Genomic DNA, 21293 nt, shown 5'->3' with positions numbered 1-21293 from the left:
AGGCCCTCCCGGCGGGAGCCGGGGGAGAAAAACGTAGAAACAGACACACAGCACCGTGCCGCGGAATAGCGATGGCACTTTAGGGCGTTTTTGCCCGCATATGGGAGGAAGCGGCATGACAGAGACGGCGAGCGGCTCGGCACGTGGTTCCCGCGCCAAGGGGACCAAGGCTGCCAAGGGCGGCCTGCGTATCGAGCGCATCCACACCACCCCGGGCGTGCACCCCTACGACGAGGTGAGCTGGGAGCGCCGTGACGTCGTCATGACCAACTGGCGCGACGGCTCGGTCAACTTCGAGCAGCGTGGCGTCGAGTTCCCCGACTTCTGGTCGGTGAACGCGGTCAACATCGTCACCAGCAAGTACTTCCGCGGCGCGGTCGGCACCCCGCAGCGCGAGACCGGCCTGAAGCAGCTGATCGACCGGATCGTGAAGACGTACACGAAGGCCGGCGAGGACTTCGACTACTTCTCCTCGCCCGCCGACGTCGAGATCTTCGAGCACGAGCTGACCTACGCCCTCCTGCACCAGATCTTCAGCTTCAACTCGCCGGTGTGGTTCAACGTCGGGACCGCCCAGCCGCAGCAGGTCTCCGCCTGCTTCATCCTGTCCGTCGACGACTCCATGGAGTCGATCCTCGACTGGTACAAGGAAGAGGGCATGATCTTCAAGGGCGGCTCCGGCGCCGGCCTGAACCTCTCCCGCATCCGCTCCTCCAAGGAGCTCCTCTCCTCCGGCGGCAACGCCTCCGGTCCCGTCTCCTTCATGCGTGGCGCCGACGCGTCCGCAGGAACGATCAAGTCGGGCGGCGCCACCCGCCGCGCGGCCAAGATGGTCGTCCTGGACGTGGACCACCCGGACGTCGAGGCCTTCATCGAGACCAAGGTGAAGGAAGAGGAGAAGATCCGCGCCCTGCGCGACGCGGGCTTCGACATGGACCTGGGCGGCGACGACATCACGTCCGTCCAGTACCAGAACGCCAACAACTCCGTCCGCGTGAACGACGAGTTCATGACGGCCGTCGAGAACGGCACCGAGTTCGCCCTGCGTGCCCGCATGACCGGCGAGGTCATCGAGAAGGTCGACGCCAAGGCGCTCTTCCGCAAGCTCGCCGAGGCCGCGTGGGCCTGCGCCGACCCGGGCATCCAGTACGACGGTGTGATCAACAACTGGCACACCTGCCCCGAGTCCGGCCGCATCACCGCGTCCAACCCCTGTAGCGAGTACATGCACCTGGACAACACGTCCTGCAACCTCGCCTCGCTCAACCTGATGAAGTTCCTGAGCGACGACGGCAAGGGCAACCAGTCCTTCGACGCCGAGCGCTTCGCCAAGGTCGTCGAGCTCGTCATCACCGCGATGGACATCTCCATCTGCTTCGCGGACTTCCCGACGCAGAAGATCGGCGAGAACACCCGCGCCTTCCGCCAGCTGGGCATCGGCTACGCCAACCTCGGCGCCCTGCTGATGGCCACCGGCCACGCGTACGACTCGGACGGCGGCCGCACCCTCGCCGCCTCGATCACCTCGCTGATGACCGGTACGGCGTACAAGCGCTCCGCCGAGCTGGCCGCGATCGTCGGCCCGTACGACGGCTACGCCCGCAACGCCGACGCCCACAAGCGCGTCATGAAGCAGCACGCCGACGCCAACGCCGTCGCGCCGCGCACCGAGGACCTCGACAACGTCATCTGGGCCGCGGCCACCGAGGCCTGGCAGGACGTCCTGCGCCTCGGCGAGAAGAACGGCTTCCGCAACTCCCAGGCCTCCGTCCTCGCGCCCACCGGCACCATCGGTCTCGCGATGTCCTGCGACACCACCGGTGTCGAGCCGGACCTGGCCCTGGTCAAGTTCAAGAAGCTCGTCGGCGGCGGCTCGATGCAGATCGTCAACGGCACCGTCCCGCAGGCCCTGCGCCGCCTGGGTTACCAGGAGGAGCAGATCGAGGCGATCGTCTCCCACATCGCCGAGCACGGCGTGGTCGTCGACGCCCCGGGCCTGAAGACCGAGCACTACTCGGTGTTCGACTGTGCCATGGGCGAGCGTTCCATCTCCGCGATGGGCCACGTCCGCATGATGGCCGCGATCCAGCCCTGGATCTCCGGCGCGATCTCGAAGACGGTCAACATGCCGGAGACGGCGACCGTCGAGGAGATCGAGGAGATCTACTTCGAGGCGTGGAAGATGGGCGTCAAGGCGCTCGCGATCTACCGCGACAACTGCAAGGTCGGCCAGCCCCTCTCCGCGAAGAAGAAGGAAGAGGAGAAGGAGGAGGTCACCGCCAAGGCGGAGGAGACCATCCGCGCGACCGTCGAGAAGGTCATCGAGTACCGCCCCGTCCGCAAGCGCCTCCCGAAGGGCCGCCCGGGCATCACCACCTCCTTCACGGTCGGTGGCGCCGAGGGCTACATGACGGCGAACTCCTACCCGGACGACGGCCTGGGCGAGGTCTTCCTGAAGATGTCCAAGCAGGGCTCGACCCTCGCGGGCATGATGGACGCCTTCTCGATCGCCGTCTCGGTCGGTCTGCAGTACGGCGTGCCGCTGGAGACCTACGTCTCGAAGTTCACCAACATGCGCTTCGAGCCGGCCGGCATGACGGACGACCCGGACGTGCGGATGGCGCAGTCGATCGTCGACTACATCTTCCGCCGCCTGGCGCTCGACTTCCTGCCCTTCGAGACCCGCTCGGCCCTCGGCATCCACACCGCCGAGGAGCGTCAGCGCCACCTCGACACCGGCTCCTACGAGCCCCTCCAGGACGAGCTGGACACCGAGTCGCTGACCCAGTCGGTCCCGCTGGCCGCGGTGCCGTCGGCGCCGAAGCCGGCCGTGACCGTCCCGGTCCCGGCCCCGAAGACGGCGCACAGCAACGCCGAACTGGTCGAGATGCAGCTCGGGGTCTCCGCCGACGCCCCGCTCTGCTTCTCCTGCGGTACGAAGATGCAGCGCGCCGGCTCCTGCTACATCTGCGAGGGCTGCGGCTCCACCAGCGGCTGCAGCTGACACCGGGCGTAGCCCGCACGGGTAGCTGACCAGCGGCTCACCGCTCACGAAGGGGACCGGCCTCAGGCCGGTCCCCTTCGTCGTGCGCCCGTACGGCGAGCCGGGAGGAGGGTCGTTTTTTCGTCGGTTCCGCCAAGTACAACGGTCTGTCAGCTTGGGAGAGACTGCCCGCCAGAGGTTGCGGTGCACCCCGGGACAGGGGCGTCCTGCGGCCGAGGAGCTGATGAGGCATGGGGGATGAGAGAACTGTGAGCACGCAGCAGTACGACGAGATCGGTGAGGCCTACGAGGGGTTCAAGTCCCTGCCGCTGGAGCAGTACGTGGTGGTGCCGGGCTTCCTGGCCCTGGTCGGGGACGTGCAGGGCAAGTCGCTCCTCGACCTGGCCTGCGGCACCGGCTTCTACAGCAGGGAGTTCAGGCGGCGCGGAGCCTCGGAGGTGCTCGGAATCGACATCTCGGGTGAGATGGTCGCCGTGGCACAGCAGCTGGAGGAGCGCGATCCGCTGGGGGTGCGCTACGAGGTGGGCGACGTGGCCGAGCTGCGGCCCCTCGGGCAGGCCTTCGACATCGTCCTGGGGGTCCAGCTGCTCAACTACGCGCAGGACATCGCCACCACCGAGCGGATGTGCCGCAACGTGCACCGGAGCCTCAAGCCCGGCGGCGAGTTCTTCCTGCTCAACCAGTCGCCCGACTTCCGCTTCGACGGGCCCACCCCGGAAAGGTACGGATTCCGCAGCGTGCTCACCGGTGAAGAGGGCGAGACCGGGCCGCAGGTCCGGACCACGGCGCTGCTCGACCCGCCGGTCTCGTTCGTCGCCAACCTCCCGCGCCGCGAGGTCTACGAGAAGTGCCTGCCCGCGGCCGGGTTCAGTGAGCTGACCTGGGTCCCGCTGGAGGTGTCCGACGCCGCGGTGCGCGCGTTCGGCGAGGACTTCTGGGCGGACTTCCGGGCCAACCCGCCGCTGGAGATGCTGCGCTGCCGCGCCTGACGGCCGACAGGGGCCCGGCTGACGTCGTGAACCGCCGAGGCGGGCAGGTCTTCCCGGAGACCTGCCCGCCTCCGCCGGTCTCAGTGGGGGATGCGGCGGGGCGGGCGGGTGGCGAGGTCCTCGCGGAATTCCGCGATCCGGGAATGCACCTGCCGTATCAGGTGGGTGTCCTCGATGTGGTCCAGGTAGAGGCAGTGCGCGGCCAGTCCCGGCAGGTCGAAGGCGAAGCACAGCGACATCAGCGGGTTCACGAAGAGCTCGCTGCCCTGGGTGCGGGTGGTGAACTGCACGTCGCCGAAGGAGCCCCGGACGGCCGCGGCGATCGATCCGTTGACGATGCTGGGGCGCTCCGGGGTGTGGTCCTGGGCATGGGCCACCGCGTCCAGGAAGAGCGCGCCCTCGCGGGTGGCGCGCGGTATGGAGAACGCGCCGAGGTACGCTCCCGCGCGCTCCAGTGCCGCGATGTTCTCCAGCACCAGGGCGTGGCTCACCCCGTGGTACGCGTCCACGCCGAAGCCGACCGAGACGACGAGGCGCTCCGGTATCTCCTCCAGTGCGGCCAGCGCGGCCACGCTGGTCAGGTCCTCCTCGGGGGTGCCGAGGCCGGATTCGTCGCCCCGCATCAAGATGTCCGTACCGCCGTCGACCAGGACGATCGCGTCGATGCGGTGGAGGTCGATCAGCGCGCGGTAGGCGGCGCGCAGCGGCTGGACGCCGGTCTGCGGGAAGGCGTACACGCGCGCCGGGTAGCCGTGCAGCCGCAGCCACTGGGCCAGCGTCCGCTCGGGGAAGTACGTCTGGTGCGGCGCGGAGTCGGGGGTGATGACGGCGAGGTCGGGGGCGGCCCACTCCTCGGCGGGCAGTCCGGCGAGGGAGCTGAAGGAGAGGTTCGCCAGGTGGACCTCCTTGCCCTGGTGCAGGAGGGAGAGGGCGATGGGGAGCCCGGCGTAGATGTCGAAGCCGCCGCCCGCGCCGGCGACCAGGATGCGTTCGGCGTCGGCGAGGCGGGCGAAAAGCGGGTTGGTGTGCAGGGCCGTCATGGCGATCATTGTGCGGAGTTCGGCGAACGGGTGCCCGAGGATTTCACGGCGGTGCGATGCCGCCGGTACGGGGGAACGGGGAAGCGGGGAGTCATGTGGAGCGGTGAAGAGCTGGACCTGGACGCGTATCTGGCGAGGATCGGACTTCAGGAGAACGCGGGGGACGGCCGGGAACTCCGGCCGGACCTCGCCACGTTGTACGCAGTGCACAGGGCCCACACCGCGGCCATCCCCTTCGAGAGCCTGGACGTCCTGCTCGGCCGCCCCGTCGCGCTGGACGTCAAGTCGATCGAGGACAAGCTCGTGCACGCCGGCCGCGGCGGCTACTGCTACGAGCAGAACTCCCTGCTGGCCGCCGCCCTGGAGCGGCTCGGCTTCGAGGTCTCCGGGCGCGGTGCCCGCAACCGCACCCGCGGGGAGTCCGTGATGCCCGTGACGCACGCCGTCCTCGTCGTCACGGTCGAGGGGGAACCGTGGCTGTGCGACGTGGGGTTCGGCCACCAGGGCCCCCGTGAGCCGGTTCCGCTGGGGCGCCCCGGCGTCGCGGTGGAGCAGGGGAAGTGGACGTACCGCGTCCGGGAGGAGGCGGACGGCGTCCTCGTGCTGTGCCTCCTGCGCGGTGGGACCTGGCGGGACCTGTACGCCTTCTCCCCGCAGCGCTACCACCCCGTCGACTACGTCCTGCTCAACCACTACAGCTCCGGACACCCCCGGTCCTCCTTCGTGGGGCGGCTCGTCGTCCACTACCCGGGGGACGACGTCCGCAGGGCGCTCGTCGGGCGGGAGTTCACCCTGCTGTACCCCGACGGGCGGACCGAACGGCGGGACGTCGGCCCGGACGAGCTGCTCGCCGTACTCGACCAGAAGTTCGGGCTTCGCCTGCCCGAGCGAGATGCGGCGGAACTGGTGCGGATCCACCGCGCCGAGGACTGACCCGGGCCGCGCCGGGCCCGTACGATGGCGCAGTGCTGGTCAAGTGGATTCGCTGCACGGTGACGGACCGACGCGGGTTCGAGCGCGGGCAGCGAAAATGGGCGGGGCTGCCGGGCGAGCCGGGCTTCCGGGGGCAGGGCGGCGGCTGGAGCCGGGGCCGGCAGGGGGTCGCGCATGTCTTCGCGTTCTGGGAGAGCCGCTCCTTCTACGACTCCTTCATGGCCCGCTCGCACGACAGGCTGGCCGCCGCGCAGAACGGCACCTACACCGATCTGCGGGTCACCCTCTTCGATCACCGCTTCGACGTGAAGACCGGCTTCGAGCCGCGCTTCACCGATGCCGACGTGGTGCGGGTCGCGCACACCCGCGTCCGTGAGGGCCGGGTCGACCACTTCGCCCTCATGCAGGAGAAGGTGTGGAATCCGGCCATGGCGGGCTCGCCCGGGATGATCCGCGGCCTCTTCGGGGAGGCCCCGGGGCGGGAGTTCCTGGTGCTGTCGATGTGGCACGCTGCCGCCGAGCACGGCAAGTACCGGCAGGAGCGGGTCGAGCGGCTCTCCCTGCGCGCCCAGATCCAGGCCGATGTCGAGGCGCTCACCGGTGACGTCGTCGACCTCGAACCGTCCTGGACGGTATGACCGTACGACTGCCCGCCGGGCCGATCGGCGTGCCCGGTGCGCTGGTCGGGCGATGGCCGAATAGGGTCGTGGGATGGCTCGACCACGGCGCATCGTCCTTGTCCGGCACGGGGAATCGGAGGGGAACGCCGACGACTCGGTGTACGAACGCGAGCCCGACCATGCCCTGCGGCTGACCCGGAACGGGCGCGAGCAGGCGGCGGCCGCCGGGCTGCGGCTGCGCGAGCTCTTCGGCGAGGAGACGATCAGCGCGTACGTCTCCCCCTACCGCCGGACCCTGCAGACCTTCCGTGAACTGCGGCTGGACCCGACGCGGGTCCGGATGCGCGAGGAGCCGAGACTGCGCGAGCAGGACTGGGGGAACTGGCAGGACCGGACCGACGTACGGCTGCAGAAGGCGTACCGGGACGCGTACGGGCACTTCTTCTACCGGTTCGCGCAGGGCGAGTCCGGGGCCGACGTGTACGACCGGGTCGGGTCCTTCCTGGAAAGCCTCTACCGCAGCTTCGAGGCCCCGGACCACCCGGAGAACGTCCTCCTGGTGACGCACGGGCTGACGATGCGGCTGTTCTGCATGCGCTGGTTCCACTGGTCGGTGTCCGAATTCGAGGCCCTGTCCAATCCCGGCAACGGCGAATTCCGGGTGCTCCTGCGCGGGCCCGACGGCCGGTACCGGATGGACCGCCCGTTTGAGCGGTGGACCACACCCGAGCCTTATGACCTGGACGGCTAGAGTGACCCGCGATGACGCCTGATTCCACTCCCGAACGGCGCTACGCACGCGCCATGTCCAGCCTCCGCGGGCTGGCCCTGGGTGACGCCCTGGGCTCCCAGTACTTCGTCCCCGTGAACTACCCGCTGCTCAAACGACGCGAGCTGCCCGCCGGCACCGGGACGTGGCAGTGGACCGACGACACCGAGATGGCCTGCTCGGTCGTGGCGGTGCTGGCCGAGCACGGACGGATCGACCAGGACGCGCTCGCGCGCTCCTTCGCCCACCACCACGACTTCGACCGGGGCTACGGGCCCGCGGTCAACCGGATGCTGCGGCTGGTGCGGGAGGGCGAGGACTGGCGCACGCTGGCCGCGGAACTGTTCAACGGGCAGGGCTCGTGGGGCAACGGCGCCGCCATGCGGATCGCGCCGCTGGGCGCCTGGTACGCCGACGACCCGGAGCAGGCCACCCACCAGGCGGAGATCTCCGCCTACACCACCCACCAGCACCGCGAGGCCGTGTGCGGGGCGATGGCCGTCGCCGCGGCGGCCGCGCTGGCCGCCGCTCCCGCCGGTCCGCCGAAGGCCTCCGACCTGCTGGACGGAGTGATCGCGCTGGTGCCGCGCAGCGCCGTGGGCGCCGGGCTGCGGCGCGCGCGGGACATGCTGGACTACGGCGACGCGACCACGGTCGCGGCGGTTCTGGGCTGTGGGCGGCGCACGAGCGCCCATGACACCGTGCCGTTCGCCCTGTGGTCCGCGGCGCGTGCGCTGGACGACTACGAGCGGGCATTCTGGACCACCGCGCAGGTCGGCGGGGACGTCGACACGACCTGCGCCATCGTCGGCGGGGTGCTGGGGGCGCGCGGGGACGCGGTGCTGCCGGCCGCGTGGCTGGCGCGCACCGAGGCCCTGCCGGCCTGGCTGCCGGAGACGGCGGCGCGCTGACGGATCGCCGCTCCGGGCTTCCGGCGCAGGTGAAACGGGTCCTTCCGATTGTCACGGTCCTGCCACAGGCTCTTTTGATCCTGTTCAAAACCTCCTGTCACCGGCCTACTCTGACCGCTGCGCCGCCCCCCTGAACGACGGGGCGGCCGACAGGGGAGGGAACCCGATGTCAGAGAACACCGGCGGGGCGGACGCAGCCCGGTCCGAGGACCCGCAGGACGCAGGAGCCTCGAAGGACCCCAAGGGCAAGGTCAACGCAGGGGCCGCGGCCGGGGATTCATCCGCGAGTCCGGCCCCGGCCGCGCCGGCGGCCGCAGCAGCGCCTGTGGCCGCGTCAGGACCGGCCGCGTCAGCGCCAGCCGCGTCAGCACCGGCCGCGTCAGCACCGGCCGCGGCAGCGTCGGCCGTCGCAGCAGCACCGGCCGCTCCGGCCGGGGGCGCGCCCACCGGCCCGGCCGGCCCACCGCCGGCGGGGCCCGCCGACGCCGCCGCGTGGCAGGCCTGGCAGGTGCACCAGTACCAGCAGCGCCAATGGGCCGCCGCCCAGGCGAAGTCCGCGTCGCCCTCGTGGGTCACGCTGGTGCGCCCCGCCGAGGCGGCCCCCATCGCGACCGCGACCCTCCTCGCCGCCCTCGCCACCGGCCTCGCCGCCGCACTGCTCCTCGGCGACGGCATGGGCCCCGGCCTGCTGCTCGCCGTGGTGCCCGCCATCGCCGCCGCGTACGTCGCCGCCCGCACGGCACGGCGTACCGCCCGCCCCTGGACGGTGGTCTGGGCGATCGGCTGCCTCGCCCTCCTCGCCGTGCCCGCCCTGCGCGACTCCGCCTGGCCGTCCACGCTCGCGATCCTGTCCGCCGTCCTGCTGGGCGCGCTGGCCCTGCACGGCAGCCGCACCTGGCCCGGCGTCCTGCTCAGCCCCCTCGGCTTCTTCGACTCCGCCGTGTCCGGGCTCGCCTGGGCCCTGGTCGGCCTGCGGTCGCGCGGCGGGGTCAGCAAGGACCGCTGGCTGCCCGTCGCCAAGGCGACCGCTGTGGCCGTGGCCCTCCTGCTGGTCTTCGGCGCGCTGTTCGCCTCCGCCGACGCCGCCTTCGCCGACCTCCTCGGCGGCCTGATCCCCGACGTGTCGACCGAGAACGGGCCCATCCGGTTCCTGCTCTTCCTCCTCGGCACGCTCATCGCGCTCGCCGCCGCCCGCACCGCCGCGGCCCCGCTGCGCTGGGACCGGATCAAGGTGACCCCGGGCAAGCCGCGCTCCCGGGTCGAATGGGCCCTTCCGCTCGTCGTGCTCAACCTGCTCTTCGCCGCCTTCAACGCCGTCCAGCTGGCCGTCCTGTTCGGCGGCTACGACAAGGTCCTGGAGAGCACCGACCTGAGCTACGCCGAGTACGCCCGCCAGGGCTTCTGGCAGCTGCTCTGGGCCACCCTGTTCACCCTCGTCGTGATCGCGCTCGCCCTGCGCTGGGCCCCGCGCTCCGGAGCGGGCGACCGCCGCCTCGTCCGCATCGTCCTCGGCGTGCTCTGCGCGCTGACCCTGGTCGTCGTCGCCGCCGCCCTGCGCCGAATGGACCTCTACGTGGACGCGTACGGGCTGACCAGGCTGCGCGTGTCGGTGGCCGCGATGGAGCTGTGGCTCGGGCTGGTCATCGTACTGATCATGGCGGCCGGGGTGTTCGGCGCGCGCTGGCTGCCGCGCGCGGTCGCGGGCAGTGCGGCGGCCGCCGTCCTGGCCTTCGGGCTGCTGTCCCCGGACGGGATGGTCGCCGAGAGCAACGTCGCCCGCTTCGAGACCACCAAGAAGATCGACCTGGCCTACTTCCAGTCCCTGTCGGCGGACGCCGCGCCAGCCCTGGACCGGCTGCCCGAGCCCCAGAGGTCCTGCGCCCTGCGCGGGATCAACGACGAGATGTCCAGGGCCGGAGACGTCCCGTGGTACGCCATGAGCCTGGGCGAGTACCGGGCCCGGCAGATCCTGCGCGAGCGCCCGGTGACGGCCTCGTACGAGGTCTGCTCGCGCCTGGGCACCTTCGGAAGCCGCATGGAGTAGCGGGAGGCGCGGCGCCGGGAGAGTTCGTACGAGAGCCCGGGCGCGGGGACCGTTCCCCGCGCCCGGGCTCTCGTACGGACGGTTCAGGCGGCTGGTCCGCCCTGCGCGGCCGCGCCGGCCAGGGCCTCCAGGTCGCTCTTGCGCACCCGGATCACCAGCAGGGCGGTGGCCAGGGCCAGGCCCGCCATCGCCACGGCGGCGAAGAACGCGGTGGAGATGCCCTGGGCGAGGACGAGGTCCCCCCACGGGTCGGGCAGCCGGCGGGTCTCCTGGAAGGCGGCCAGCTGGTCGGGATCCGCCTGCGCCATGAAGGCCGGGACCTGCTTCTCGGCCTCGCCGCGACTGGCCGTGCCGAAGACGGTGACCAGGATGGACAGGCCCAGCGAGCCGCCCACCTGCTGGCTGGCGTTGAGCAGCCCGGAGGCCGCGCCCGCCTCCTTCGGCGCCACCCCGGAGACGGCGGTGAGGGTGAGGGTCACGAAGTTGAGGCCCATGCCGAAGCCGAAGAGCAGCATCGGGCCGAGCACTCCGGAGACGTACGAGCTGTCCGTCCGCAGGAAGGTCAGCCAGGTCAGCCCGGTTCCGGTGAGCGCGGACCCGATGACCATGAAGGGCTTGGGGCCGAAGCGCGGCAGGAAGCGCTGCGAGAGACCGGCGGCGGTGACGATGGCGACGGTCACGGGCAGGAAGCCGAGCCCGGACTGGATCGGGGAGAAGCCCAGCACGTTCTGCACGAACTGGACGATGAAGAAGAACATTCCGAACATCGCGGCCGCGAGGCCGAGCATGATCACGTAGGTGCCGGTGCGGTTGCGGTCGGCGAACATGCGCAGCGGGATGATCGGCTCGTGGGCGCGCGACTCGATGACGACGAAGAGCGCGAGCAGGACGAGGGCCGCGGCGAAGGAGCCGATGGTGAGCGAGTCGCGCCAGCCGTCCTCCGAGGCGCGGATGAAACCGTAGACGAGCGAGGCCATGCCGCCCGTGGAGGTGAGGGCTCCGGCGATGTCGAAGCGGCCGGGGTGGCGCTCGGACTCGGTGATGTAGAGCGGGGTGAGGACCGCGATCAGCACGCCGATCGGGACGTTGACGAAGAGCACCCAGCGCCAGTCGAGCCACTCGGTCAGCATGCCGCCGGCCAGCAGGCCGATGGCGCCGCCGCCTGCGGAGACGGCCGCGAACACCCCGAACGCCCGGTTCCGTTCGGGGCCTTCCGGGAAGGTCGTGGTGATCAGGGCGAGCGAGGTCGGGGAGGCGATCGCGCCGCCCACCCCTTGCAGGGCACGGGCCGCGAGCAGCTGCCAGGGCTCCTGGGCGAATCCGCCGAGGAGGGAGGCCAGGGTGAAGAGCAGGATGCCGGCCAGGAACACGCGGCGCCGGCCCAGGATGTCTCCGGCGCGGCCGCCGAGCAGCAGCAGGCCGCCGAAGGTGAGGGTGTAGGCGCTGAGCACCCACGAGAGGTCGGTGGTGCTGAAGCTGAGGGCGTCCTGGATGTGCGGGAGGGCGATGTTCACGATCGTCGCGTCGAGGACGACCATGAGCTGGCATGCGGCGATGACGGCGAGGGCCACTCCGGGGCGCCCCTCGCGGCGCGCCGCCCCCGGTATCCGGGGTGTGGCGAGTTGAGAGCTTGTCACTGAGGATCCCCCCAAAGTGAAATAGTGAACGTATTCGTTCACTACCGGGCTACGGTAGGAGCCGATCCTTAGGGAACGCAAGCGTTCTCTAAGGCCGAAAATGCGTACGTCGGGCACGGGGCCGGCCAGGAGGTGGGGAGATGGCGGGTTCGCACTGGTCGGCGGCGTCGCCGGGGCGCAGGCGGGGTCCCGAACTCGAACGGGCGATTCTCGACGCCGCGTTGGAGCAGCTGAGCACGGTCGGCTGGAACGCGCTCACCATGGAGGGCGTCGCGGCCGGCGCGCACACCGGCAAGGCCTCGCTCTACCGGCGCTGGCCGTCGAAGGCGGACCTGGTGGCCGACGCGCTGCGGACCGGCCTGCCGCGGATAGGGGAGATTCCCGACGGCGGGTCGATCCGCGAGGACCTCCACCTGCTGTGCGTGCGCACGCGGGACGTCATGCACTCCCGCGCCGGGCAGGCCCTGCGCTCCGTGCTTCACGAATGCGATCACAAGCACGCGGACCGGTTCCACGGGGTCATCTGGTCGGGGCTGCACGAGCCGGCCCAGCGGCTGATCAGGGAGCTTGTGGGACGGGGAATCGTGCGGGGTGATGTACGGCCGGACGCGACGGGTCCGTTTGTCGTGGATGTCATTCCCGCGATGCTGATGTACCGCGCCAAGGTGTGCGGTAGCGAATGGGGGGACGCGGAGATCGCGGAACTGATCGACGAGGTGATGGTGCCGCTGCTCCGGGCGTGAGGCGCGGCGGGCGCGGCGCGGGGTGTGAGGAGCGGTGTCCGTGCCGGATCGGACGGGCGTCGGACCCGGGCGGGGGTGTGCAGTCGGCTCGGGGCGGCGTACCCTTGCTGGCGCCATGCCGTACGAAGCACCCACCCACACCGTCGAACGCTCCCTCCGTGCAACCACCGGCGCCAAGGTCATCGCCGGGGTCGACGAAGTCGGACGAGGGGCCTGGGCCGGTCCCGTCACCGTGTGCGCGGCGATCACCGGCCTGCGTCGGCCGCCCGCCGGGCTCACCGACTCCAAACTGCTCACCGCCAAGCGACGCGACGCCCTGCTCGACGTCCTGGAGCGCTGGGTCACCGCGTACGCCCTCGGGCACGCCTCGCCCGAGGAGATCGACGAGCTCGGGATGACGGCCGCCCTGAGGCTCGCCGCGGAGCGCGCCCTGGTGGCGCTGCCGGTCCGGCCCGACGCGGTGATCCTCGACGGCAAGCACGACTACCTCGGCGAACCCTGGCGGGTCCGAACGGTGATCAAGGGCGACCAGTCCTGCGTCGCCGTCGCCGCGGCCTCGGTCATAGCGAAGGTCACGCGTGACCGGATGATGGCCGAGCTGGGCGAACAGGGTGGCGGAATCGAGGACTTCGCCTTCGCCGCCAACGCCGGATACCCCTCGCCCGTGCACCGGGCGGCGCTGGAGGAACTGGGGCCCACCCCCTATCACCGGCTCTCGTGGTCGTACCTCGACGGGCTGCCCCGGTGGCGCCACCTCAAGAAGGTGCGCCGCAGCGAGGAATCGATGGAGCTGGAAAACGGAGGCCAACTCGGCTTCGATTTCTGATCGCACCCATGTGCCACCGGCCGGTACGTTTCGTACCGGTGTTTGATAGACATCAACTCATGCCTCTCACCCCCGCCATCGAGGAGCCTCAGATTCACGAGAGTGCCCAGGGTCCCCGCGTCACGCCGGCCGCGAGCCGCACCGCGCAGACCCCCCGCCCTGTACCTGGTCCGCGTCCCGCCGCCGTCCCGCGGCCCGGACGCCCCGGTCCCTCCCCCGCAGCGGCAAGCCGCACGGGTGGTGCCCCCCGGCCCGTACCGCCCGCGCAGCGTGCGCCGCAGGCCGCATCCGGACCCGTTCCCGCAGCCCCCGCCGCTGCCGCCACCGCACCGTCCGTCTCCGCGGCGGTGCCCCAGATCCAGCTGATCCCGGCTTCCGTCGAGGGTGCGCTGGACGCGGCCGAAGAGGCCGTCGACCTGCTGCTCGACACCGGGCGCGCGCCCGGCGACATCCTGGTGCTCACCACCGGCGACCCGCACCCGTGGGCCGCTCACGAACTGTCCTTCGGCGAGGCCGCGTACTGGGCCCTGCACGACGCCGGGGACGACGTCTTCTACGCGGACGCGGCGCAGGTCCAGCGCGCCGCGGGCCGTCCCGTCGTGGTCTTCGCGGTCAACGGCGGAGCGGTCGAGAGCGTTGCCGGCGCCCTGCCGGTCGCGCTCACCCGGGCCGGTGCGCTGCTGATCGTGTGCGGTGACGCGCAGCAGATCAACTCCGTGCTGGGTGCGGGCGTCTGACGCCCTGTACCCCGGCACGGGCGAGGGGCGGGGCGGGCCTTGGGCCGGCCCCGCTGAAGCCCGGGCCGAGGTCCGGGTAGCCGCCCGGGCCATGTCCGTTGCGAGGTCCGAGCTGCAGCTCGGGCCGTAGTCCGAGGCCTGATCCGCCGTACGCCCGGTTCCGGGTGTACGGCCGTGAGGCCTGCCCGCGGACCTCCGGTCCGTCCGCGGAGGCCGGTACGCCGGTTGTCCGTCGCCTGGCGCATGGCGCCTGTCGCCTGTGGCCCCGTCGTCCGTCGCCCGTACGAGGGTCAGCGCGCGGCGGTCCGGCGCAGGGCCTCGACCGCGCCGCCGCCGGTGTGCAGGGCGAGCGGGGCGAACTCGGCCACGGTGTCGCCGAGGTGCTGGGGCCGTGAGTCCGAGCTGGGCTGTCGGCCGCCACGGCCCTCGCCCAGCACCTGCCAGCCGCCGCGGGTCAGCGTGATGTACGCGCCGCAGCGCAGCCCGTGCAGGGTGCAGGCGTCCCGCAGCCCCCACATCCACGCCCCGTCCTCCTCGGTCCACCGCTCGTCGCCCTCGCGGCAGTAGAGCAGGACCGCCGTCCGCACCGGGGTCCGTCGCCGCAGGTCGTGCGGGAGGATCCGGCGCAGTCGGGACAGCAGGGCGTTGCGGTACTCCCAGCCGTCCGCCGAGGCCGACCGCTGCACGAAGGAGGCGCTCGCCACGAGCCGTTCCTCCGGGCCGAGGACGGCGATCACCGCGGTCGAGGGCACCGGACTGTGGCGGGAGTGCAGGCCGCTGACGACCTCTCGGGGATTGCGGAGGAGGGGAATGCCCGCCGCCGTCCACTCGGATGGTTCCAGCAGCCTGCCGTGCCGGCTGGCGGCGCCGGTGGCCGATGTCAGGGACGTGGTCGAAGGCGGCGCGAATCCGAAGGTCACGGTCCTCCCTTCGGGTACACGCCCGCGGACGGGCACGGCTGGAGTCAGGGCGCGCCGCGGCGCGGCCCAGGAGAGTGCCGAGGAGCCGAGCGGGAGCACTCCAATTCTCGCGTGGCTCCTGAGCATGCGGCAACGAGCAATTGGCGCCGCCGACCGGAATTCGCCGGTATGCCGTTCATATCCTTGCCCCGCCACGCCGAAGATGACGCATTCGGCTACCCCTGGAGCGCCAGCACCAGCGGGAACACCTCTTTCGCGCCTGCCCGCCGAAGCAGCCGGGCGGCCACCGCGAGGGTCCACCCGCTCTCCGAGCGGTCGTCCACGAGGAGCACCGGACCCGCGGCCTCCGCGAGCGCGGCGGCCAGCTCCGGGGGCACGGTCAGGGCCTGGTGGAGCCCCCGCACCCGCTGGGCGCTGTTCGAGACCGCCACCCCGAACTCCGGAGCCTGATCCGTGTAGGCGACCGAACCGAGCAGGGGCATCCGACCGACCTCCGCGATCCGCGCGGCCAGCGAACCGACCAGCTGGGGGCGGCTGCGCGAGGGCAGGGCGACCACGCCCACCGGCCGGGCCGGGGCGTCCGGGGCTCCGGAGGCCCAGCCGCCGGGGCCCCGCGCCCAGTCGGCGAGCACCGCCACCACGGCCTGGGTCACGTCATCCGGGACCGGCTGGTCCGGAGCCTGCGGGGCGAGCATCGGGCGCAGCCGGTTGCCCCAGCCGATGTCGGACAGCCGGCCCAGCGCCCGGCCCGTCGAGGCCTGCTCCCCGGCGGGGATGCGTCCCTTGAGGTCGACGCCGACCGCCGCGAGCCCGGTCGGCCACATCTTGCGAGGCTCCAGCTCCACGCCCGGGCGGCCGAGCTCGCCGCGGGCGGTGTCCAGCGCGGTGGTGGAGACCTCGGCGGTGAACCGGGCACCGGCGCAGTTGTCACAGCGGCCGCAGGGCGCGGCCTCCTCGTCGTCGAGCTGGCGGCGCAGGAACTCCATCCGGCACTCGGTGGCCGCCGCGTAGTCCCGCATGGCCTGCTGCTCGGCCGCCCGCTGCCGGGCCACCCAGGCGTAGCGCTCGGCGTCGTAGGCCCACGGCTCGCCGGTCGAGGTCCAGCCGCCCTTGACGCGGTGCACGGCGCCGTCGACGTCGAGGACCTTGAGCATGGTCTCCAGCCGGGTGCGACGCAGGTCCACCAGCGGCTCCAGGGCGGGCAGCGACAGCGGGCGGCCGGCCTGGGCCAGGACGTCGAGGGTGCGGCGCACCTGCTCCTCCGGCGGGAAGGCCACCGAGGCGAAGTACTGCCAGATCGCCTCGTCCTCGCGGCCCGGGAGCAGCAGCACCTCGGCGTGCTCCACACCACGGCCGGCGCGGCCGACCTGCTGGTAGTAGGCGATGGGGGAGGAGGGCGAGCCGAGGTGGACGACGAAGCCCAGGTCCGGCTTGTCGAAGCCCATGCCGAGGGCGGAGGTGGCCACCAGCGCCTTGACCCGGTTCGCCTGGAGGTCGTCCTCGGCCTGCTGGCGGTCCGCGTTCTCCGTCTTGCCGGTGTACGAGGACACCGTGTGCCCGCGGTGGCGCAGGTACGCGGTGACCTCCTCGGCCGCCGCCACGGTCAGCGTGTAGATGATCCCGGAGCCGGGCAGGTCGCCGAGGTGATCGGCGAGCCAGGCCAGCCGGTGCGCCGCGTCGGGCAGGGTCAGCACCGCCAGGCTCAGGCTCTCGCGGTCCAGCGGGCCGCGCAGCACCAGCGCGTCCGTGCCGGCTCCGGTGCCCAGCTGTTCGGCGACATCGGCGGTCACGCGGGCGTTGGCCGTGGCGGTGGTGGCGAGGACCGGGACGCCGGGCGGCAGGTCGGCCAGCATGGTGCGCAGCCGGCGGTAGTCGGGGCGGAAGTCGTGCCCCCAGTCGGAGATGCAGTGGGCCTCGTCCACCACGAGCAGACCCGTCGCGGCGGAGAGCTTGGGGAGGACCTGGTCGCGGAAGTCGGGGTTGTTCAGCCGCTCCGGGCTCACCAGCAGGACGTCGACCTCGCCGGCGGCGACCTCGGCCTGGATGCCCTCCCACTCCTCGGGATTGGCGGAATTGATCGTGCGGGCGCGGATCCCGGCCCGGGCCGCGGCTTCGACCTGATTGCGCATCAGCGCGAGGAGCGGAGAGACGATCACGGTCGGGCCGGCGCCGCTCGCCCGCAGCAGCGAGGTGGCGACGAAGTACACCGCGGACTTGCCCCAGCCCGTGCGCTGCACCACCAGCGCCCGTCGCTTGTGCGCGACGAGGGCCTCGATCGCCCGCCACTGGTCCTCACGCAGCCGGGCGGTGCCCGTGGGGTCGCCCACGAGACGGGCTAGTACGGAGTCGGCCGAGGACCTCAGGTCTGCGTTCATGCCCCCATGCAACCCGATGCCTGTGACATCGCGCCAATGCCGCTCTGGACCTGTGGAAATTGAAGCGTCAACAGTTATCCACAGGGCTTTCCGGATCGGATCATGCGCGGGACCTTCGTGCCATGACGAACAACCACGAATCACGCAGCCCGTCCGACCGACCCTCCTTCAGCCCGGCCGGAGCAGCCGCCGGCCCCCAGATCACCCTGCGCAGCCCGGCCGAACTGGCCGACGCGCTGCCCTACATGCTCGGGTTCCACCCGAGCGACTCCCTCGTCCTGGTCGCCGTGCACGGGGAGGGCGGGCGCTTCGGCGGCCGGCTGCGGGTCGGCATCCCCACCGCGTCCGCGGAATGGGAGGACACCGCCCGGCAGGTCGCCGACTGCCTCATCCGGGGCAGCGAACGGCGCGGCGGCAAGCCCGACGGCATCGTCCTCTACCTCTGCCAGGAACCGCGAGGGGAGGAGAGCGGCCGGCGGGTGATGGCCCGGCTGCGGCCGTTCGCCCAGCGGATCCGGCTGGCCTGCGGCGCGCTGGACGTGCCGGTGCTGGAGGCCCTGTGCCTCTCCGAGGGCCGGTTCTGGTCCTACGTCTGCCCGGACGAGCGGTGCTGCCCGGCCGAGGGCACCCGGCTGGCCGCGGTCGGCACCTCGGTGATGGCCGCCGCGGCCACCTTCGCCGGGCTCCAGGTCCGGGGCTCCCTCAAGGAGATCGAGGGCCGGCTCGCACCGCTGCGCGGGTCCGTGGCCGCGGAGGCGGAGAGGGCCCTGGACCGGGCGGCCGCGGCCCTGATGCCGAGGATCCTCGACGGGGCCACCCGGGAGGAGGTCGGCGCCGAGACGATCTCCCTCGCGCGGGACCTGATGCGGCGCATGACCTTGGCCCCACCGGTCGAGGGCGGCGCCCACGCCGACGACTGGGACGACGCGCTCCTGGGCCACGACGAGGCCGCCTCTTTGATCCTGGGCCTCCAGGACCGCGAGATCCGGGACATCGCGGCCGAGTGGATGGAGGACGAGGAGGCCGCCCCTGCCCTGCGGCTGTGGCGGGCCCTCGCACGGCGCTGCGTCGGGGCCTACGGCGAGCACGCCGCGGCCCCGCTCACCCTCGCGGGCTGGGTCTCCTGGTCCACCGGGGACGAGCCGACGGCCCGGATCGCCTTCGGCCTGGCCCTGCGGGCGGACGCCGAGTACCGCTTCGCCCAGCTGCTCCACCACGCGTGCAACGAGGGGATCGATCCCGAGGGACTGCGGGAGTGCCTGCGGGAGGAGCGCCGCCGCCGCGAGCCGAGGCGGGCGCGCTCCTCGGCCGGTACGCGTCCTCCCGGGAGGCGCGGCCGGACCACGCCCCGGCGCGGTTCCCGCCGCACCGCGGGGAGCGAGCAGTGAAGGCGCGCCGGCCCTGGCGCGGTGATCCGGTGCGGCTGCTCCGGAGCGCCCTGGGCCTGGGCCTGACCGGGCGGCGCGGGCTCCGCCCCGGGCGTGCGCGGCCCGCGACATCGACCCTGCCGCATCCGAGGTCCGTGCCCCGGGCGGGGCAGGAGGCCGTGACCCGGGCGGGGCAGGAGGCCGTGACCCGGGCGGGGGTGGGGGCGTTCAGATGTGGGGTGGTGGGGGCCCGGCCACGCCGCCGCCCAGCTGAACCGACCGGAGCGCAGACAAGGCGACACATGTCTCACCCCGCACCTCCCCGCCCATCCGGCGTGCCCGCCGCCCGCAGGCCCGAACTGCCGCCCGTGCACGGCGCCGTCATCTGCGTCGCCGCGCCCTGTCTGGTCATCTCGCCGGAGCACGGTCAGCTGACCGGGCGGGGGATCGACGGGATCTACCGCTCCGGGCGCAGGCTGCTCTCCCGCTGCGTGCTGCGGGTCGGCGGCCGGGACCCGGTAGCCGTCCAAGGGCGCAGCCTCGGCGCAGACCGGGCCGCCTTCACCGCGACCGTCCGCACCGGTGCCGAGCCCGGCCCCGACCCGGACATCGGTGTGGAACGGGTCAGGCACGCGGACGGCACCGAGCGGATCACTCTGCGCAGCTTCACGGCCCGGTCGGTACGCCTGCCCGTGGAGGTCCTGCTCGGCACCGACCTGGCGGAGCTGGCCGCCGTGGCCGCCGGCCGGGCGGGGCCGGAGCTGCCCGCCGGGGTGCATGCCGCCGGGCTGCGCTGGAGCACCGGCGAGGCGCAGGCGGTCACCGCGGCCGAGCCGCCGCCGGACGACGCGCTGGCATCGGCGGGGCTGCTGCGCTGGCAGCTCGAACTGGGCCCCGGCGAATCCCGCACCATTGAGCTGCGGACCACTCAGGACCGGGTCGCGCGGGCCCCCGCCGGGCAGGTGGCCAACCCGCTGGCCGACGCCCGGGCCGAGGGGGACGACCCGAGGGTCGAGGCGTGGTTCCGCAGCAGCGTCGAGGACATGGGCGCGCTCCTCCTGCGGGACCCCGAGGCGCCGGGCGACGCCTTCGCGGCGGCCGGGGCGCCCTGGCGGCTGGGCCTCGCCCCGGCCGAGTCACTGTGGGCCGCGCGGATGGCGCTGCCCCTCGGGACCGGGCTCGCCGCGGCCACCCTGCGCATCCTGGCCCGGACCCAGGCCGAAGGGCGCGGGCCCGACGCCGGGAAGATCCCTGGGCCGCTGCGCGGCGCGGGCCCGCAGCTGCCGCCCGGGTGCACCGGCACGGAGGCGACCCTGGCCTTCCCCGCGGTGCTGGCCGAAGCCCGGCTCTGGGGCATGCCGGAAGAGGAGGTGGCCCGGCTGCTCCCGGCTGCCGAGCGGTGCCTCGACTGGCTGCGCGGGGCTCTGGGGGAGGACGGCCTCCTGGCCGACCCCGACCCCGGTCCGCGGCGCTGCGAGACCCAGGCCCACGCCCACCGGGCCGCCGTGCTCGGCGCGGACCTCCTCGCCGGATGCGGGCGGCCCGGCGCCGATGAGTGGCTGGAGCGGGCCGCCGCGCTGCGCGAGCGGTTCCGGGCGGGCTTCTGGATCGACGGCCCGGACGGCGGCCGGCCCGCTTCGGCCCTGCATCCCGACGGACGGCCACTGCCACGGCTCACCGGAGCCGCAGCCCACCTGCTCGACACCGGACTGCTCGGCGGCGGCCGGCTGGCCCCGGGGCTCCTCGACAAGGTGCGCTCGGAGCAGCTGGCCCGGCTGCTCGGAGCCCCCGCCATGGATTCCGGATGGGGACTGCGGAGCATGGCCACCAGGGAGCCGGGGCACAACCCGTTCGGCCACCGCTCGGGCGCGGTGCGGGCGTACGAGAGCGCCGTGGCGGTGGCGGGCCTGGCCCAGGCGGGCTTCGAGAAGGAGGCCGCGGGCCTGCTGCGGGGCTTGCTGGACGCGGCGGAGGCGTTCGGGTACCGGCTGCCGGAGATGTTCGCGGCCGAGCAGCGCACCGCCGGCAGCGCCCCCGTCCCGCACCCGGCGGCCTGCCGTCCGGCCGCCGTGGCCGCGGCGGCCGGGATCCACGTGCTGACCGCCCTCGCCGGGATCCGCCCCGACGCCCCCGCGGGCACGGTCGCCCTCGCCCCGCTCCCCGGCGCCCCCCTGGGCGCGCTCCGGCTCTCGGGCCTGCGGGTGTCGGGGGAGCCCTTCGCCGTCCGGATCAGCCGGCTCGGCCTCGGCATGGTGGAGGAGGCCGCCGATGCGCTCCAGCTGGGCGGCTAGTGCGGTGGCCTAGCGCGGCGGGCAGCAGGGCGGGCCGTCGCCCTCCCACCTCCCGAACAGTCTCTTCAAGGTCACCAAAGAGCTGTT

General features: G+C 72.8%; 16 protein-coding genes. 12 read left to right on the top strand and 4 right to left on the bottom strand.

The features are described from left to right. The first annotated feature begins 115 nt into the window (after positions 1-115). The gene (locus tag AB0D29_RS19365; RefSeq protein ID WP_362855607.1) at positions 116-3004 is read left to right on the top strand and encodes a vitamin B12-dependent ribonucleotide reductase; all 2889 of its coding nucleotides are present in this window, start codon (positions 116-118) and stop codon (positions 3002-3004) included. Positions 3005-3252: 248 nt separating this feature from the next. Beyond that, positions 3253-3993: a class I SAM-dependent methyltransferase gene (locus AB0D29_RS19360; RefSeq protein ID WP_362855606.1), complete on the top strand. Its 741-nt coding sequence runs from the start codon at positions 3253-3255 to the stop codon at positions 3991-3993. 80 nt (positions 3994-4073) lie between these two features. Here the strand turns inward: AB0D29_RS19360 and AB0D29_RS19355 are convergent, their stop codons facing one another. Then, the gene (locus AB0D29_RS19355) at positions 4074-5033 is read right to left on the bottom strand and encodes a DUF1152 domain-containing protein (protein WP_362855605.1); all 960 of its coding nucleotides are present in this window, start codon (positions 5031-5033) and stop codon (positions 4074-4076) included. A 93-nt stretch (positions 5034-5126) separates the two neighbouring features. On the opposite strand from AB0D29_RS19355, the gene AB0D29_RS19350 reads away from it, so the two are divergent. From AB0D29_RS19350 to AB0D29_RS19330, 5 genes are all read left to right on the top strand, one after another. Further along, positions 5127-5966: an arylamine N-acetyltransferase gene (locus AB0D29_RS19350; RefSeq protein ID WP_362855603.1), complete on the top strand. Its 840-nt coding sequence runs from the start codon at positions 5127-5129 to the stop codon at positions 5964-5966. Positions 5967-5998: 32 nt separating this feature from the next. After that, positions 5999-6604, top strand: a complete 606-nt coding sequence (locus tag AB0D29_RS19345) for a YdbC family protein (protein ID WP_319728923.1) — start codon at positions 5999-6001, stop codon at positions 6602-6604. A 73-nt stretch (positions 6605-6677) separates the two neighbouring features. Further along, positions 6678-7337 carry a histidine phosphatase family protein gene (locus AB0D29_RS19340; protein WP_362801608.1) on the top strand — a complete coding sequence of 220 codons (660 nt, stop codon included), beginning with the start codon at positions 6678-6680 and terminating at the stop codon, positions 7335-7337. An 11-nt stretch (positions 7338-7348) separates the two neighbouring features. Then, the gene (locus AB0D29_RS19335; RefSeq protein WP_351291439.1) at positions 7349-8266 is read left to right on the top strand and encodes an ADP-ribosylglycohydrolase family protein; all 918 of its coding nucleotides are present in this window, start codon (positions 7349-7351) and stop codon (positions 8264-8266) included. 166 nt (positions 8267-8432) lie between these two features. After that, positions 8433-10310 carry a DUF4173 domain-containing protein gene (locus AB0D29_RS19330; protein ID WP_362855601.1) on the top strand — a complete coding sequence of 626 codons (1878 nt, stop codon included), beginning with the start codon at positions 8433-8435 and terminating at the stop codon, positions 10308-10310. A gap of 83 nt (positions 10311-10393) precedes the next feature. On the opposite strand, the gene AB0D29_RS19325 is transcribed toward AB0D29_RS19330, so the two are convergent. Further along, positions 10394-11947 (bottom strand): MFS transporter, encoded by a 1554-nt coding sequence (locus AB0D29_RS19325; protein ID WP_362855600.1) that lies wholly within the window; start codon positions 11945-11947, stop codon positions 10394-10396. Positions 11948-12087: 140 nt separating this feature from the next. Between AB0D29_RS19325 and AB0D29_RS19320 the strand changes: the two genes are divergently transcribed. The 3 genes from AB0D29_RS19320 (at position 12088) to AB0D29_RS19310 (ending at position 14253) form a co-directional block, all read left to right on the top strand. Next, positions 12088-12690 carry a TetR/AcrR family transcriptional regulator gene (locus AB0D29_RS19320; protein ID WP_362855598.1) on the top strand — a complete coding sequence of 201 codons (603 nt, stop codon included), beginning with the start codon at positions 12088-12090 and terminating at the stop codon, positions 12688-12690. A gap of 115 nt (positions 12691-12805) precedes the next feature. Further along, positions 12806-13516 (top strand): ribonuclease HII, encoded by a 711-nt coding sequence (locus AB0D29_RS19315; protein WP_362855596.1) that lies wholly within the window; start codon positions 12806-12808, stop codon positions 13514-13516. Between the two features lie 59 nt (positions 13517-13575). Further along, positions 13576-14253 (top strand): hypothetical protein, encoded by a 678-nt coding sequence (locus tag AB0D29_RS19310; RefSeq protein ID WP_362855595.1) that lies wholly within the window; start codon positions 13576-13578, stop codon positions 14251-14253. A gap of 290 nt (positions 14254-14543) precedes the next feature. Here AB0D29_RS19310 and AB0D29_RS19305 read toward each other — a convergent pair whose 3' ends face one another. Both AB0D29_RS19305 and AB0D29_RS19300 read right to left on the bottom strand, forming a co-directional pair. Then, a complete protein-coding gene (locus AB0D29_RS19305; RefSeq protein WP_362855594.1) occupies positions 14544-15173 on the bottom strand; it encodes a hypothetical protein in 630 nt (209 codons plus the stop codon). A gap of 215 nt (positions 15174-15388) precedes the next feature. Further along, positions 15389-17548 (bottom strand): RecQ family ATP-dependent DNA helicase, encoded by a 2160-nt coding sequence (locus AB0D29_RS19300; RefSeq protein WP_362855593.1) that lies wholly within the window; start codon positions 17546-17548, stop codon positions 15389-15391. A gap of 122 nt (positions 17549-17670) precedes the next feature. Here AB0D29_RS19300 and AB0D29_RS19295 point away from each other — a divergent pair, with 122 nt between their 5' ends. Both AB0D29_RS19295 and AB0D29_RS19290 read left to right on the top strand, forming a co-directional pair. Next, entirely contained in the window at positions 17671-18936 is a 1266-nt protein-coding gene (locus tag AB0D29_RS19295; RefSeq protein ID WP_362855591.1) for a DUF4192 domain-containing protein, read from the top strand. A gap of 281 nt (positions 18937-19217) precedes the next feature. Then, on the top strand, positions 19218-21206 hold the full coding sequence (locus AB0D29_RS19290; protein WP_362855590.1) for a glycogen debranching N-terminal domain-containing protein: 1989 nt from the start codon (positions 19218-19220) through the stop codon (positions 21204-21206). Positions 21207-21293: the final 87 nt, after the last annotated feature.

This window comes from Streptomyces sp. NPDC048424 (assembly GCF_040651555.1).
Lineage (GTDB): Bacteria > Actinomycetota > Actinomycetes > Streptomycetales > Streptomycetaceae > Streptomyces.
This window is presented reverse-complemented; position numbering and strand designations above follow the sequence as displayed.